This is a genomic window from Rhizobium sp. SYY.PMSO (genome assembly GCF_046840415.1).
GTDB lineage: Bacteria > Pseudomonadota > Alphaproteobacteria > Rhizobiales > Rhizobiaceae > Rhizobium.
This window is the reverse complement of record NZ_CP177349.1, coordinates 1,487,005-1,500,893: the sequence shown is the minus strand read 5'-3', so window position 1 is coordinate 1,500,893 and position 13,889 is coordinate 1,487,005. Positions and strand designations below refer to the sequence as shown.

The 13,889-nt window shown below is 61.6% G+C and carries 14 protein-coding genes; 8 read left to right on the top strand and 6 right to left on the bottom strand.

Annotated features, from left to right (window positions below; translation table 11 throughout):
* Positions 1–265: 265 nt before the first annotated feature.
* The gene (locus ACJJVH_RS07330; protein ID WP_412065000.1) at positions 266–634 is read left to right on the top strand and encodes an Hpt domain-containing protein; all 369 of its coding nucleotides are present in this window, start codon (positions 266–268) and stop codon (positions 632–634) included.
* Between the two features lie 148 nt (positions 635–782).
* The gene (locus ACJJVH_RS07325; protein ID WP_112797588.1) at positions 783–1,103 is read left to right on the top strand and encodes a 2Fe-2S iron-sulfur cluster-binding protein; all 321 of its coding nucleotides are present in this window, start codon (positions 783–785) and stop codon (positions 1,101–1,103) included.
* A 444-nt stretch (positions 1,104–1,547) separates the two neighbouring features.
* Here ACJJVH_RS07325 and ACJJVH_RS07320 read toward each other — a convergent pair whose 3' ends face one another.
* Positions 1,548–2,171 (bottom strand): DUF922 domain-containing protein, encoded by a 624-nt coding sequence (locus ACJJVH_RS07320; protein WP_112797586.1) that lies wholly within the window; start codon positions 2,169–2,171, stop codon positions 1,548–1,550.
* Positions 2,172–2,263: 92 nt separating this feature from the next.
* Here ACJJVH_RS07320 and folP point away from each other — a divergent pair, with 92 nt between their 5' ends.
* The 3 genes from folP to folK all read left to right on the top strand — a co-directional run bounded on the left by folP (position 2,264) and on the right by folK (position 4,077).
* Complete coding sequence (gene folP / locus ACJJVH_RS07315; RefSeq protein ID WP_112798132.1) at positions 2,264–3,133, top strand: dihydropteroate synthase; 870 nt, start codon at positions 2,264–2,266, stop codon at positions 3,131–3,133.
* A gap of 61 nt (positions 3,134–3,194) precedes the next feature.
* Complete coding sequence (gene folB / locus ACJJVH_RS07310) at positions 3,195–3,566, top strand: dihydroneopterin aldolase (RefSeq protein ID WP_112797584.1); 372 nt, start codon at positions 3,195–3,197, stop codon at positions 3,564–3,566.
* A 61-nt stretch (positions 3,567–3,627) separates the two neighbouring features.
* The gene (folK, locus tag ACJJVH_RS07305; RefSeq protein WP_412065145.1) at positions 3,628–4,077 is read left to right on the top strand and encodes a 2-amino-4-hydroxy-6-hydroxymethyldihydropteridine diphosphokinase; all 450 of its coding nucleotides are present in this window, start codon (positions 3,628–3,630) and stop codon (positions 4,075–4,077) included.
* A gap of 74 nt (positions 4,078–4,151) precedes the next feature.
* On the opposite strand, the gene ACJJVH_RS07300 is transcribed toward folK, so the two are convergent.
* The 4 genes from ACJJVH_RS07300 to ACJJVH_RS07285 all read right to left on the bottom strand — a co-directional run bounded on the left by ACJJVH_RS07300 (position 4,152) and on the right by ACJJVH_RS07285 (position 7,991).
* On the bottom strand, positions 4,152–4,703 hold the full coding sequence (locus ACJJVH_RS07300; protein ID WP_412064999.1) for a hypothetical protein: 552 nt from the start codon (positions 4,701–4,703) through the stop codon (positions 4,152–4,154).
* 104 nt (positions 4,704–4,807) lie between these two features.
* Positions 4,808–5,902: a TIGR01620 family protein gene (locus ACJJVH_RS07295; protein ID WP_113404705.1), complete on the bottom strand. Its 1,095-nt coding sequence runs from the start codon at positions 5,900–5,902 to the stop codon at positions 4,808–4,810.
* Positions 5,899–7,374, bottom strand: a complete 1,476-nt coding sequence (locus tag ACJJVH_RS07290) for a YcjX family protein (protein WP_412064998.1) — start codon at positions 7,372–7,374, stop codon at positions 5,899–5,901. The genes ACJJVH_RS07295 and ACJJVH_RS07290 overlap by 4 nt, the downstream gene beginning before the upstream one ends.
* Before the next feature lie 125 nt (positions 7,375–7,499).
* Positions 7,500–7,991, bottom strand: coding sequence for a SixA phosphatase family protein (locus tag ACJJVH_RS07285; protein ID WP_112798128.1), 492 nt, complete (start codon positions 7,989–7,991; stop codon positions 7,500–7,502).
* Between the two features lie 281 nt (positions 7,992–8,272).
* Here ACJJVH_RS07285 and dksA point away from each other — a divergent pair, with 281 nt between their 5' ends.
* Positions 8,273–8,692 (top strand): RNA polymerase-binding protein DksA, encoded by a 420-nt coding sequence (dksA, locus tag ACJJVH_RS07280; RefSeq protein ID WP_004109001.1) that lies wholly within the window; start codon positions 8,273–8,275, stop codon positions 8,690–8,692.
* Between the two features lie 92 nt (positions 8,693–8,784).
* Here dksA and ACJJVH_RS07275 read toward each other — a convergent pair whose 3' ends face one another.
* A complete protein-coding gene (locus tag ACJJVH_RS07275; protein WP_412064997.1) occupies positions 8,785–9,723 on the bottom strand; it encodes a flagellar biosynthetic protein FliO in 939 nt (312 codons plus the stop codon).
* Positions 9,724–10,012: 289 nt separating this feature from the next.
* Between ACJJVH_RS07275 and cckA the strand changes: the two genes are divergently transcribed.
* Entirely contained in the window at positions 10,013–12,625 is a 2,613-nt protein-coding gene (gene cckA / locus ACJJVH_RS07270) for a cell cycle histidine kinase CckA (RefSeq protein WP_112797574.1), read from the top strand.
* Between the two features lie 243 nt (positions 12,626–12,868).
* Positions 12,869–13,888 carry a tryptophan--tRNA ligase gene (gene trpS, locus ACJJVH_RS07265; RefSeq protein WP_113385616.1) on the top strand — a complete coding sequence of 340 codons (1,020 nt, stop codon included), beginning with the start codon at positions 12,869–12,871 and terminating at the stop codon, positions 13,886–13,888.
* The last annotated feature ends 1 nt before the right edge of the window (position 13,889 follow it).

Genomic DNA, 13,889 nt, shown 5'->3' with positions numbered 1-13,889 from the left:
TTCAGCAGTATCGTAGTGACACATTCCCCTAGTCATGACAATTAATTCCACCTTAAAGGCAGTGGATCGTTAGGGTCTCGTTAACCTTCTTTGCTTGTATAACGCCATGAAAATCCAAGATTCTGAGCATGTTTAACGCACGTTAACCATGTCCGGAGTTTTAGGCCCTCGATGTGCCAAAATTTAACTGGATGGCCATGTCCGGGCCGCAACTATGCGGCAGGTCCCTAAAACAGTCGTAGATAAAAGACGGGAGCATTGGCACATGGCAGCTTTGAACATCGCGTTTGAATCTCCGGACAATTCGCGGGGCGCCGCCCCGTCGCGGGAGCGGGCGATCGACCTCGTTCATCTCGGAAAGCAGACGATGGGCGACAAGGCGCTGGAAGTCGAGGTGCTGCAGATGTTCGCCAGGCAGGCGCGGTCCTGCCTGCTGGAAATCTGCAGCGGCGACCCCAGGCGCATCGAGGCGGCAACGCACAAGCTGAAAGGGGCAGCCGGCGCCGTCGGCGCCTTTCGCGTGGCCGATGCGGCCGGAGCGCTCGAGAGCGATACCGGCGACGCCGCGCGCCTGGCAGCCGTGACCACATGTGTCGTCGAGGCCGAGAACTTCATCCTGAAGCTCTCGCGCTGAGCGGCGGGCTCAGAAGACAGGCAGAATGCATCCCTTGCGCCGCCGGACGGTTCAAACCGTTTTGGCGGCGCAAATGTTGACTGCCCCAGCGATTTGTTGGAAGTAAAATTCCGATCGTCCTTCATTCACGAAATTCGGAATTCACCACATGACCAAACTGACCATCGTCGCTTTCGACGGCACACGCTTTGACCTCAATGTCGACGAGGGATCCACCGTGATGGAAAATGCCGTCCGCAACTCCGTTCCGGGCATCGAGGCGGAGTGCGGCGGCGCGTGCGCCTGTGCCACCTGTCATGTCTATGTCGACGAGGAATGGACCGAACGGGTCGGCAGTCCCGAGGCAATGGAAGAAGACATGCTCGACTTCGCCTTCGATGTCCGCCCGAACTCGCGTCTCTCCTGTCAGATCAAGATGACGGGCGCTCTCGACGGGCTCGTCGTGCATGTTCCGGAACGTCAGGCCTGACGCCTGATTTCCTGCCGACGAAAGCCTCGCGATGTCCGCCGGACAGGGCCGCCCGATGACGGCCCTCAAAAAGATGCCCCGCTCAGCTGATGCAGCGAGCGAGGCAAGGCGGGCGCATCACCAACAGGCAAGGGAGGAAACGCCTGCGGCTTCAGGACGCGCCAGGAGAACACTTAGCGCATGCTTTAAAACAAATCCCGGCTGCGCCGCAGAGCGAATAAACCCGCCAGCGCAGGCATTTGAACCGATCTTTTCGAGATCCTCACCCGGTATTCAGCGAATCATCCGGTGTGCTTATCCCTGTAATCGATAGGAAAAACCTATTTCAGATTCTCGTAAAGTTCAAAGAGCGATGCGGCTGGACGATTCACAGATATAGTGGCTCTTTTCCCACAGTCGGTGCTCATCCGAGGGCCGAATCGCCGAAATTCACTCGAATCTGACCTATTGCCGGCTGTTTTGACGGCTGCGGTAGTAAAGCAGCCTTTGCAGCCGGTTTTGAAAGTTGATCGCTTCGATGCGGTCGAAACGCGCCTGATCGGCATCGTGCCGTTCGGTTTCCCGCGCCGTCACCTCGTTTGCCTTTTCCTGAAGGGCATCGCAATCTTTTGCCGACGGCAGCGAAAGGATCTGGCGCTCCATCTCCCGCGCATGCTGGCGAGCGATTTCGACGTGGCGGTTTTCGTGGCGGCGGATATCGGCCGCCAGGGTGTCCCAGATGACGGAAAGCTGCTTGTTGGCGTGCCGCCGGTCGCGCCAGCGCGGCAGGATGATCTCTGTATCGACCGTGACTTTGACGCCGGAAATATAGCAGCGCCCGTCCGCCTCGCTGTAGGTTGCGCTGCCGCCGAAGCGGATTCGCGTTGCGCCAGGATGGTGGCTGCTGGACCCCATGGCAAGCGGTCCGCGCTGGTTCAGCGCGGCATCGAGCTCGTCGGCTGTGCTGCCCATTATATCGAAATAGGAAATGGATTTGCGGGCTATGACTTCGGCATGGACCATGCCGGGCATGCAGAGCGCGAGCAGCAAGGCGCACGAAATACTGAACTTATAGGACGCAAGCGGCATTCGTGTCGCTACCATGTTGAACTTCCTGAAACCTTGCGGCATAGCCACTGTGAGCGCAATATCAAGTGCTCGGTTTTTTCATTTTCAATGGGATGGGACGGTTCGTGACTGAGCTCCGCAGCCAAACCTGGCATGTCGCGCATGGACGTAGCCTCGATGTCGGCCAGCAAAGCGTCATCATGGCCATCGTCAACGTGACGCCGGATTCCTTTTCCGATGGCGGGCATTACGAGGCCGTCGATGTGGCGGTCGCGCACGCATTGGCTTGTATAGATGAGGGGGCTGCCATCGTCGACATCGGCGGCGAATCGACGAAGCCCGGCGCGGCTGCCGTCAACGCCAGCGAGGAGCAGGGGCGGGTGCTGCCTGTCATCGAAGCCTTGCGCGGCAGAACCGACGCGCTGATCTCGGTCGACACCTATCGCGCAGACACGGCGCGGCTGGCAATCGGCGCCGGCGCGCATATCGTCAACGATGTCTTCGGCCTGCAGCGCGAGCCGGATATCGCCGGCGTGGCGGCACGGACGGGCGCCGGGCTTTGTATCATGCACACCGGACGCGACCGGCAGAAGTTGCCCGATGTGATCGACGATCAGATGCTGTTTCTCAGCCGATCGCTCGATATCGCCGCCGCGGCGGGCGTCCATAGGCAGAATATCGTTCTCGACCCCGGATTCGGCTTCGCCAAGGAGAGTGCCGATGAAAATCTGGAGCTGATGGCAAGGTTCAGCGCGCTGCTTCGCTTCGAGCTTCCCTTGCTGGTGGGGACATCGCGCAAGCGGTTCGTCGGCACCATAACGGGCCGCGACGCACCCGATCGGGATGTCGGGACGGCTGCGACCAATGCCATCCTGCGCCTGCAGGGGGCAGCTCTATTCCGCGTACACAATGTCGCAATCAACAGGGACGCGCTGGCGGTCGCGGATGCTATTCTCAAGACGCGCGCGAGACTTAAAGCATGATGCTCGAACCAAGGGAGCGGCTTTCTGGCCGCGTCGTGCCTGTTCGAAACGGAGAAACGCCATGAGCGCTGTGACTTACACCATTACCTTGCAGAATTGCGCCTTCTTTGCGCGCCATGGCGTGCATGACGAAGAGGAATTCCTCGGCCAGCGGTTCTTCGTCGATGCCGAGCTCGATGTGGATGCCGGCGATGCGTTGGAGCGCGATTCGATCGACGATACCGTCAATTACGGCGTTGCCTTCACCGTCATCGAGGAGATCGTCACGGGGCGGCGGCGTTATCTGATCGAAGCGCTGGCGCTGGACGTCGCCAAGGAATTGTGCCGTCGCTTTCCCAGTATCCGCCGCGCCAAGATCACGGTGCGAAAACCCAATGCCCCGGTTCCGGGTGTTCTCGATTATGTGCAGGTGAGCATTGAGCACTTTGCCTGAAAACGTAGCGGTGCGTACGACGCTCGGCCTGGGCGGCAATCTGGATAACCCCGTGCACGCGATGGCGCTCGCCTTGCGCATGCTGGAGGCGCGTGCCGATTGCCGGGTGGTTTCGGTGTCACGGCTTTACCGCACGCCGCCATGGGGCAAGACGGATCAATCCTTCTTCTACAATTCCTGCGCCGCCATCGATACCACGTTGACGCCGGAAGCCTTGCTGGACGTCTGCCTCGATATCGAGCGGCAGATGAAGCGGGTCCGGGTCGAGCGCTGGGGGCCGCGGACGATCGATATCGATGTTCTGACCTATGGTAATCTGGAGCGGGCCGAGCCGCTGCTGACGATCCCGCATCCTCGCATGACGGAACGCGGCTTCGTGCTGATGCCGCTTGCCGATTTCGCGGGCGATCTCATGGTGAAAGGCCGGACGATCGGGGACTGGTTGCAGGATGTCGATGTCGAGAGCATCGACGTTGCGGATGACAGCCGCGACTGGTGGCGAACAGCCTGAAATGGACCGCAAAATAAAAAGGCCGGCAAGATCGCCGGCCTTTCAATATTATATTACGGGTGGATGCCTGAAATCTACTGGATCGATCCGACGGCCATCTGGTCGACGTCGGCGCGCTTCAGCGTGACGCCGATGACCGGCACCATCTGCTCGCCGACCTTCACCGAAATGGTGACATTCATCGACTTGTTGTCCGAAAGACGCGCGATCATGGCGCCGTTCAGCTTCTGGCGGTTCAGTCCGAGAACGACGGTGCCGTCATTGACCGTGCCGGAGGTGACGTCGAGACCCTTGCCGGCCGCACCGTCCAAAAATTTCCCGCTATAGGAGCCGCCGCTCTGGGTGATTTCGGCCGACATCGGCTGCTGGAAGACGCCGACGCGGCAAGTGCCGTCGAGCTTGACACCCGCATTGCCGCCATCGGACGGCTTGCCCGTGAGGTTGCAGGTGAATTTCGTGCCCTTGTACTTGCCGGCCACGATTTCGCCGGGGCCGCTCCAGGCGCCGGAGATCGACTGGAAGAAGGCCTTGTCGCGGGGCGCCGCGTCGGCTGATTGCACCAAAACGCCGGTGGGGATCGTGGCGGCGGCAAGGCTGCTTACAAGAAGAAATCGACGCGAAAACATGGACATTCCCTAGCGAGGCGGAACCGTAAAACTGGTTTCCACTTTTGCCGCAGAATGGTTAATGCTTGGTTTCCGAGATGCTAAAACGCTGGATTTTCAGGTGATCACGCCGGATTGCGGCCGGTAACGTTCGGTGTGAGGTCGCCGGCGAAATCGGCAATGCCCGGTCGCTTGAGCGCCTTGAAGGGAAGCGGCCGGCAAAGATCCATCGCTGCAATTCCGATTCTGGCCGTCATCATGCCGTTGACGACGCCTTCGCCAAGGCGAGCGGAAAGCTTCGATGCCAGCCCGTGCCCGATCAATTGCTGGACGATACTGTCGCCGACGGCGATGGAGCCCGTAACGGCGAGATGGGCAAGCACATCGCGCATCAGCCTGACCATACCGAGCGCGCCGGGCCGGCCGCCATAGAGCTCCGCCATGGCCCGGACGAGTTTGGCCGCCTCGTACAGGACGTAGAGAATATCGACGAGCGCGCGAGGGCTGATGGCAGTGACAACCGAAACACGCTTCGAAGCGCCGAGAATGAGCGCCCGCGCGCGGCGGTCGAGCGGACCGAGAAGCTCGCGTTCCGCAAGGTCGATCAGCTGCGGCGCGTCGATGATATCGTCTTCCGCCGCCTTCAGCGTTGCGCGGCCCCTGGCCGTGTCCGGATTGGCTTCCAGCAGCGAGCAGAGGCGCTTGACCAGCGCTTTGGCGCGCGCCGGCCGGGTTTCGACCGCCGCGGACTCCGCCTCGGCCTTGATAGTCTGCACCGCCGCCAGCCGCATCATTCCGGCCGTTTCGCGAATGACGATCGCAAAGACGGCCAGAATGCCGACGGCCACGACCGCAAGAGCGGTATAACCAAGCCAGTCGGCCCGGCTGAACAGATTGCGGATGAGCTGATCCGTCCAGAGGCCGAAGGCGAGCGACACCAGAATTCCAAGCGCGCCGAGCGCTACCTTGCCAAAGGAAAATCCTTTGCGACGCGGCCTGACGACGGCATCGCCATCGAAATCGGCGCCGAGGGCCGGATTGATGAATGGATCCTCCTCATCGGACGCGAGCACGATATCGGTATCGAAACTTTGCGGTTTGCGTGCCGCCGGCGGGACGGGCTTGATATCTGCCGCTTTTCTGGAGGCGTCCGGCTCCACCGTAAAGGCAGCCGGACGGCGGGGGCTTTCGTGTGGCTGGTTGTCGGTCGCTTTCGTCATGCGAGACGGTCTCCGAACAGGAACTGCATGGCGCGGTCGAGGCGGATGTGCGGCACCGAGAGCTTGATGCCTCCACCGGTTTCGTCCAGCTCCGGCGGGCGGAACCGCACGACGTTCACCTCGGGCAGGTGGACCTTTGCTCCATCCGATTCAAGGGCTTCGAACAGCCAGCGCGGGTTTTCCGGGAGATCGCCCGGGAAGACCGCCGTCTTGCGATTGCCGTCGAAGGTCTCGCCGGCGATGGTCTCCTTGTCCATCGGCGTGCCGACGATGACGGGCAGCGTCTGCCCGTCGCGGGTCACGGTTGCCTCGCGGGTGGCGCGCACCGAGGCAATGGCCATGACCTCGATGCCGGCGCCCGCCATGCCGATGTGCTCTATGGCGCGCTCGACGAGGCGGCGGGTCAATGCCTCCAGCCGGTCATGGCTTTCGTGATGAAGGTGGTCGGCCTTGGTGGCGGCAACGAGCACGCGGTCGATGCGGCGGCCGAGCAGCGAGGACAGCAGCGAATTCGTGCCGGGGCGGAAGCAGGCCAGCACGTCCGTCAGCGCCCGTTCGAGATCCTGCACCGCCTCCGGGCCGCGATTGATGGCCTGAAGGGCGTCGACGAGGACGATCTGCCGGTCGAGGCGGGCGAAATGCTCGCGGAAGAAAGGTTTGACGACGACGGCTTTATAGGCCTCGTAGCGGCGCTCCATCATCGCCCACAACGAACCTTTGACCGCATTGCCTTCCGGCGGCAGCTTCAACGGCGCGAAGGTGAGAGCAGGCGAGCCATCGAGATCGCCCGGCAGGAGAAAGCGACCGGGCGGCAGCGTCGAGAGCGAACGTTCGTCGGATTTGCAGGCTTTCAAATAGTCGGCGAAGGCGGCGGCAAGGTCGCGCGCCTTCATTTCGTCGGCGGGCGCGGCAACATCGGCTTCCTCGGCCATCCCCAGCCAGCGACGCGAAAGTTCAGCGCGAATGCCGGTATTCGCGAGTGCCAGGGTTTCCTCGCTGAACGTGCGGAAATCCTTGGCGAGCAGCGGCAGGTCGAGCAGCCATTCGCCGGGATAGTCGACGATATCGATGGAGAGGCGACCCGGCGAAAACAGGCGGTTCCAGCCGCTCGCGCTCTGATAGTCCAGGGTGATGCGCAGTTCGGAGATGGCGCGCGTCGAATCCGGCCAGATGCGGTCCTTGACGAGCGCGCGAATGTGATCCTCATACTGAAAGCGCGGCACGGCGTCATCCGGCTGCGGCTCGAGGCGAACGGCGGAAACGCGGCCGGATTGCACCGGCTCGAACAGCGGCAGCCGACCGCCATTCAGAAGATTATGCACCAGGGAAGAGATGAAGACGGTCTTACCGGAACGGGAGAGGCCGGTAACGCCCAGACGAATCGTCGGATTGACGAGGCCGGCTGCGCGATCGGCGAGATTGTCAAAGGCGATCAGGGCGTCGTCGGTAAAAGAGGTCAGGCTTGGGGGCAAGGCGGGATCCCTGGATGGCAGCGTGACCGTGAATATAGGGATCGAAACTCGCTCCGAAAAGATGAACGGAAACGGAGCCGCAATCTGGGCGAGGGGCGCTGGTCGCCCGGATTTCGCAAAATATCCTATTCGGTGACGAAGTCGGTCAGAACCCAGCCCGACGGCGTCGAGTCGACGACGGCAAGCCCGGCCGTCGGAAATCCGCGCGGGAGAGCGCCGGCCAGGGCCTCGCGTCCGATCAGGGCTGCGAGCGTCTGCTCGATGATCGGATTGTGTCCGACCAGCATCACGGAGTCCTGGTCGGTCTGGCCGGCAATGAGCGACAGGTAAATTTCGAGCGTGCCGTTGTACATGGCATCGACGAAGCGGAATTCCGTTTCCGGCGTCACCGCGCGTCGCATGGCTTCCGCGGTCTGGCGGCAGCGCAGGGCCGTGGACGAAATGACGAGGTCGGGCTTGTAGCCTTTGTCGACGGCTTCGTCGGCGACGATCTCGGCAGCGGCATAGCCGTTATCGTTCAGGGGACGGTCGAAATCTCTCTGGCCGGGGGCGGCCTGCTGGGCCTCGGCGTGACGCAGCAGATAGATCCTGGAGGGCGGCGGCGAAATGCTGGTCATGGCGAAATTCCGGAGCTCGATTTCCCTCATGACGTAGCGTTTGTTCGCATGTGCCGTCAACTGCGGCGCGACCCGCCCGGATGGCGGAATGATCCGCCCTCACGCGAAGGTTACGGAAGCAATGAAACCGGCCGTGGCGAAGAAATGATGAAAAAATAGACGCTTAGCCGAATTTTATGACAAATTTAAAAATCAGTTGACAGCATCTATTTGGCTTGAATCGGTCCTATCGGTTGGGATATACAGCCCAGCCATATGAGATGTTCTTCAGGAGAATCGCGTTGAGTGAGAAGATCGATCTTAGCAATTATGTGCCCTCGGAAGACGAGGAGTTCATGAATTTGAATCAGCGGGCCTATTTCCGAGCGAAGCTGATCGCATGGAAAAACGACATCTTGAGAGAAGCGCGCGAAACCCTGGACCATCTGGCAGAAGAAAGCGCAAATCATCCCGATCTCGCCGACCGTGCTTCCTCGGAAACGGACAGAGCCATCGAACTTCGGGCTCGCGACCGCCAGCGTAAACTCATTTCCAAAATCGATGCCGCATTGCAGCGTATAGAAGATGGTACTTACGGCTATTGTGAAGAGACCGGTGAGCCGATCGGCCTGAAGCGCCTGGATGCCCGTCCGATCGCAACCCTGTCGATCGAAGCGCAGGAACGCCACGAGCGCCGGGAAAAAGTTTATCGCGACGAATAGGCAAACGGCTGGCTGCGGCCGGGCTTAAAAATAAAAGGCACGACGGATATCTTCGTCGTGCCTTTTTGATTTTCGGCGCTTCGGGCCACGCGTTATTTGTCGCGGCTGACGCTCATTTCCCCGAAAATACGGGCGACCTCCTGCTGGAGGGCGCTGTCGCTGCCGGTCAACGGCGCAAGTTCGGGCTCGACGCGCTTCGCCGGTCCCGGGGTCTGCGATGGCGATGGTGCCGCGCCCGGTTGCTGCTGCACCTGCCGCGGCGCCGGCGCATTCGGAATGATCCGTTCGGCCGTCAGGTTCTTCGACATTTCTGCTTCCAGTACGCGCTGGAATTCGTTGCCGGACTCGGCCGCGCGCTGAGGCGCAACAGCAGGCTCGACGGGCAGCGCGCGAGCAGGGGCAGGCTGCTGCTGTGGCAGGACGACATGGCGGGCGGCGTCCAGTATGTCGGCGGCTTCGGCCTCGCTGATGGTCACGGCAGATTGAGGAGCCGGTTGCGGCGGCTTGACGGCAGCCGCTCGCGGGGGCTCGACCGCGGGAGATGCCGGAGACGGTTCCGGCGCAGGTGCGGCAACGGCCGTTTCGATGCGCCGAGGGGTTTCGATCTTGTCTTCCGCGGCGGGGCGAGGCTGTGCGAGGGCTACGGGAGGAGCGTCGAGCTCGGCTGCCTTCTGCGGCAGGGGCTGCCGGCTTTCGTATGCCACGGGAATTTCGGCCGGCGTCGCGGTCGTGCCCGTGCGGGTGGCATCGGAAATGCCTGCTTCGATGACGATGTCGGTCGGGCCGCCGATCATGATCAGGTGCTCGATCCCGTCGCGGCGCACGAGCACGAGACGGCGGCGGGCATCCACAGCCGCGGCATCCAGCACCTGCAGACGGGGCTGCCGGTTCTTGCCGCCGCGCACGAAAGGAGAGGGTGCCCGGCTTCGCAAAATCCACAGGATGCCGATCAGCACGAGCAGGGCGATGCCAACTCCACCGGCTGCGAGAAAGAAACGGCTGCCATAGGCTCCGGCGATGTCGTCCAACATGTCGAATTACTCCGTATTTGTCCCGATGTCGCGGCCTACGCGCAATTATGGCGGGTAGTTGCTTTGACTTTGCCCCTCATCTGCGGCGATCATATGAACAGGTTTGCGCCGGAGACAAGATGCGATTGCTGTCCGTTGCGCTCCATTGCCTGTGAATTCAAGCCTTTCTGGCCCGGCAAAGCTTTTTGCCGGTGACGCAAATTGATAAAGAAGATTCGAAAGGTCCGACTCCTGCGATCCTTACCGTGTATGACATGTCGCGAGGGAGAACGGCTGATACGAGGGGTTTATGACGAAGCAGCGTCCGTCAGACGAGTATAGCGTGCCGCTGGTGGATCGCGGAGTTCGCTCGGGAACCGTGCTGCGCATCATCCTGCTTGCGCTCGTTCTCGTGGCGGCGGCGGCTGCCTTCGTCGTCTTCAAGAGCCAGCTCGACAATGAAGCGGTGCTTGGCGGCCTCGGCATTCTCGCCATGGTCGGCATCTTTTTCCTGGTTTCATCGATCATCGGCTTTGTCGAGGTCATGCCGCAGCCGCAATCCGACAGTCTGGCGCGCTCGTTTCTCAACAGCCATCCGGACGGAACGCTGATCACCGACGAAAAGGGGCGCATCGTCTATGCCAACGCCGCCTATGGCCGGCTCACCGGCGCCGCCAAGGCGACGGAGGTGCAGTCGCTCGAGATGCTGCTGTCGCGAAACCGCGAATCCAACGAGGCTCTTTACCGTCTTGCCAACGGCCTGCGCGACGGCAAGGAGGGATCGGAGGAATTCCGCCTGCTGAAGCCCTTGGGTCCTTTCAACGGGATCGGCCAGGGAGCCCACTGGTATCGCCTGAAGGCGCGAGTGCTGTCGCCAGAGCAGGATAGCAACAAAGCGCTGCACATCTGGCAGATCACCGACATCACCTCCGAGCGAGACGATCAGGAGCGCTTCTTCAAGGAGTTGCAGAACGCGATCGACTATCTCGACCATGCTCCGGCCGGTTTCTTTTCCGCCGGCCGCAAGGGCGAGATTTTCTATCTCAATGCGACGCTTGCCGAATGGCTTGGTTTCGACCTGACGAAATTCGTGCCGGGCTCGATGACGATAGGCGATCTCGTCGCCGGCGAAGGGCTGGCGCTCATCCAGTCCGTCCAGGCCGAGCCCGGACTCAAGAAGACGGTGACGCTCGATCTCGATCTGCGCCGCGCCAACGGGCAAAGCCTGCCGGTCCAGATCGTCCACAGCGTCACGTCGATGCGCGACGGCGCTCCCGGCGAGAGTCGTACCATCGTCCTGACCCGTCAGAACGGTGCCGACACGGAGCAGTCGGCTTCCGCAGCCGCAATGCGGTTCAGCCGCTTCTTCAATAATACGCCGATGGCGATTGCTTCCGTCGATGGCAATGGACGCATTCTGCGGACCAACGCCCCGTTCCTGAAGCTCTTTTCGGATCTGGTGTCGCGCGACGATATCGAACGGGGCGCCGCCCTCGAAACCATCGTCAACGAAAGCGACCGGTCGCGATTGCAGCAAGCGCTGGCCGCCGCCAAGGACCGGCAAGGCGACATTCCGCCGATCGACTCCCGCAATCCCAAGGACGACACCCGGCATTTCCGCTTCTACATCAATGCGGTCATCGACCAGACCGACGAGGCGCCCGAGGAGGCCGCCATCGTCTATGCCGTCGAGGTGACGGAGCAGAAGGCGCTCGAGACGCAGATGGCGCAGACGCAGAAGCTCAATGCGGTCGGCACGCTCGCCGGCGGCATCGCCCACGACTTCAACAACGTGCTGACCGCGATCCTTTTGTCGTCCGACCATCTGCTGCTGCAGGCGCGTCCTTCCGATGCCAGCTTCGCGGACCTGATGGAAATAAAGCGCAACGCCAATCGCGCGGCGGTGCTGGTGCGGCAGCTGCTCGCCTTCTCGCGCAAGCAGACCATGCGCCCGACGATCCTCAATCTGACCGACGTGATCGGCGACCTGCGCATGTTGGTGGACCGTCTGCTCTCGGGCACACACGTCAAGCTCGATGTCGATTACGGCCGCGATCTCTGGCCGGTCAAGACCGATCTGTCTCAGTTCGAGCAGGTGCTGATCAATCTTTGCGTCAACGCGCGCGACGCCATGCCTGGCGGCGGCATACTGACGCTGCGGACGCGAAATCTGCTCGCGATGGACGTCAGCGCCTTCAACTATCCCTATCTGCCGCAGGAGGACATGGTTCTCGTCGAGGTCAGCGATACAGGGACGGGCATCGCGCCGGAGATCATGGACAAGATTTTCGAGCCCTTCTTCACGACCAAGGAAGTGGGCAAGGGCACCGGCCTCGGCCTTGCAATGGTCTATGGCATCATCAAGCAGTCCGGCGGCTACATCCAGCCGGAATCGGAAGTGGGCAAGGGAACGACCTTCCGCATCTTCCTGCCGCGGCACATTGTCGAGATGCCCGCCGTGGCGGAAGCGAAACCGGAAAGCCGGGACGTCGCTGCCATGGACCAGAGCGTTGGCGCAGTGGTCGCGCCGGACGAGCCGGCCGATCTTACCGGCAAGTCCGCGGTCGTGCTGCTGGTCGAGGACGAGGAGGCGGTACGTCGCGGCGGCAAGCGCATGCTGGAGACGCGCGGCTATACCGTTCACGAGGCCGGTTCCGGTGTGGAGGCGCTCGACATCATGGACGAACTCGACGGTCAGGTCGATGTTGTCGTCTCCGACGTCGTCATGCCGGAAATGGATGGGCCGACCCTGCTGCGGGAACTGCGCAAGAAATACCCGGATCTGAAGTTCATCTTCGTTTCGGGCTACGCCGAGGATGCCTTTGCCCGCAACCTGCCGGCCGATGCTCAGTTCGGCTTCCTGCCGAAACCGTTCTCGCTGAAACAGCTCGCCGTCGTCGTGCGCGAGACACTGGACAAGTAAGGATAAGCGGGCAGGGATCTTCATCCAACGCGAGTTTCCGGTCGCTATTGCGCGGTGCCGTATTCGGGTGATATCAACCGGGCATGATCGACCTTGCCACGCCCGCTTTCCGTATGTGGTGGCGCTCCTTCTAGGAGCGGCAGTCGTCATGTTTTGAAATCGACCCTGCCGCCGTGATCCGGCAGGCATGGTCCATTTCATTTTCCTTCCCGATTGCGGCGGCTCCTTTTACGGAGCAGCGAAATGTCTTTCCCTATCGATACCCGTCCCGTCATTCTGACGGGCGACCGGACCACCGGTCCTCTCCATCTCGGCCACTATGTCGGCTCGCTGAAAAGCCGCGTCGCGCTTCAGCATAGCCATCGGCAATTCCTGCTGCTGGCGGATACGCAGGCGCTGACCGACAATGCCCACGATCCCGAAAAGGTTCGTCGCAACGTTCTCGAAGTCGCCATCGATTACCTCGCCGTCGGTATCGACCCGGCATTGACGACGATCTGCGTTCAATCCGCCCTGCCGGCACTGGCGGAGCTGACGTTGCTCTATCTGAATTTCGTTACGGTCAGCCGGTTGGAGCGCAATCCGACGATCAAGACGGAGATCCAGATGCGTGGCTTCGAACGTGACGTGCCTGCCGGCTTTCTTTGCTATCCGGTTGCGCAAGCCGCCGATATCACCGCGTTCAAGGCGACGGTCGTGCCCGTCGGGGAGGATCAGGCGCCGTTGATCGAGCAGACCAATGAGATCGTCCGCCGCCTCAACCGGCAGATCGGGCGTGACGTCCTCGTCGAGGCTGCGGCCATGGTGCCGAGCGTCGGGCGCCTGCCGGGCGTCGACGGCAAGGCCAAGATGAGCAAATCCCAGGGCAATGCCATCCCGCTCTCGGCATCGCCGGAGGAAATACGTGATGCCGTGCGGCGCATGTATACCGATCCGGATCACCTGCGGGTCGGCGACCCGGGCAAGGTCGAAGGAAATGTCGTTTTCACCTATCTCGATGCCTTTTGCGAGGATCGAGGGCTGCTTGAGGAGATGAAAGCGCACTATCGCCGCGGCGGCCTCGGCGACGTCACCTTGAAGAGACATCTGGAAGACACCTTGCAGGCGCTGCTCGCACCGATCCGCGAGCGCCGTGCGCGCTACGCCGCCGAGCCGGATTACGTCATGGAAATCGTCCGTGACGGGACGCGCAAGGCGAAGGAACGGACGGAGGCGACATTTGCCGAACTGAGGAACGCTCTGGGTCTGTTTTCCCTGACCTGAA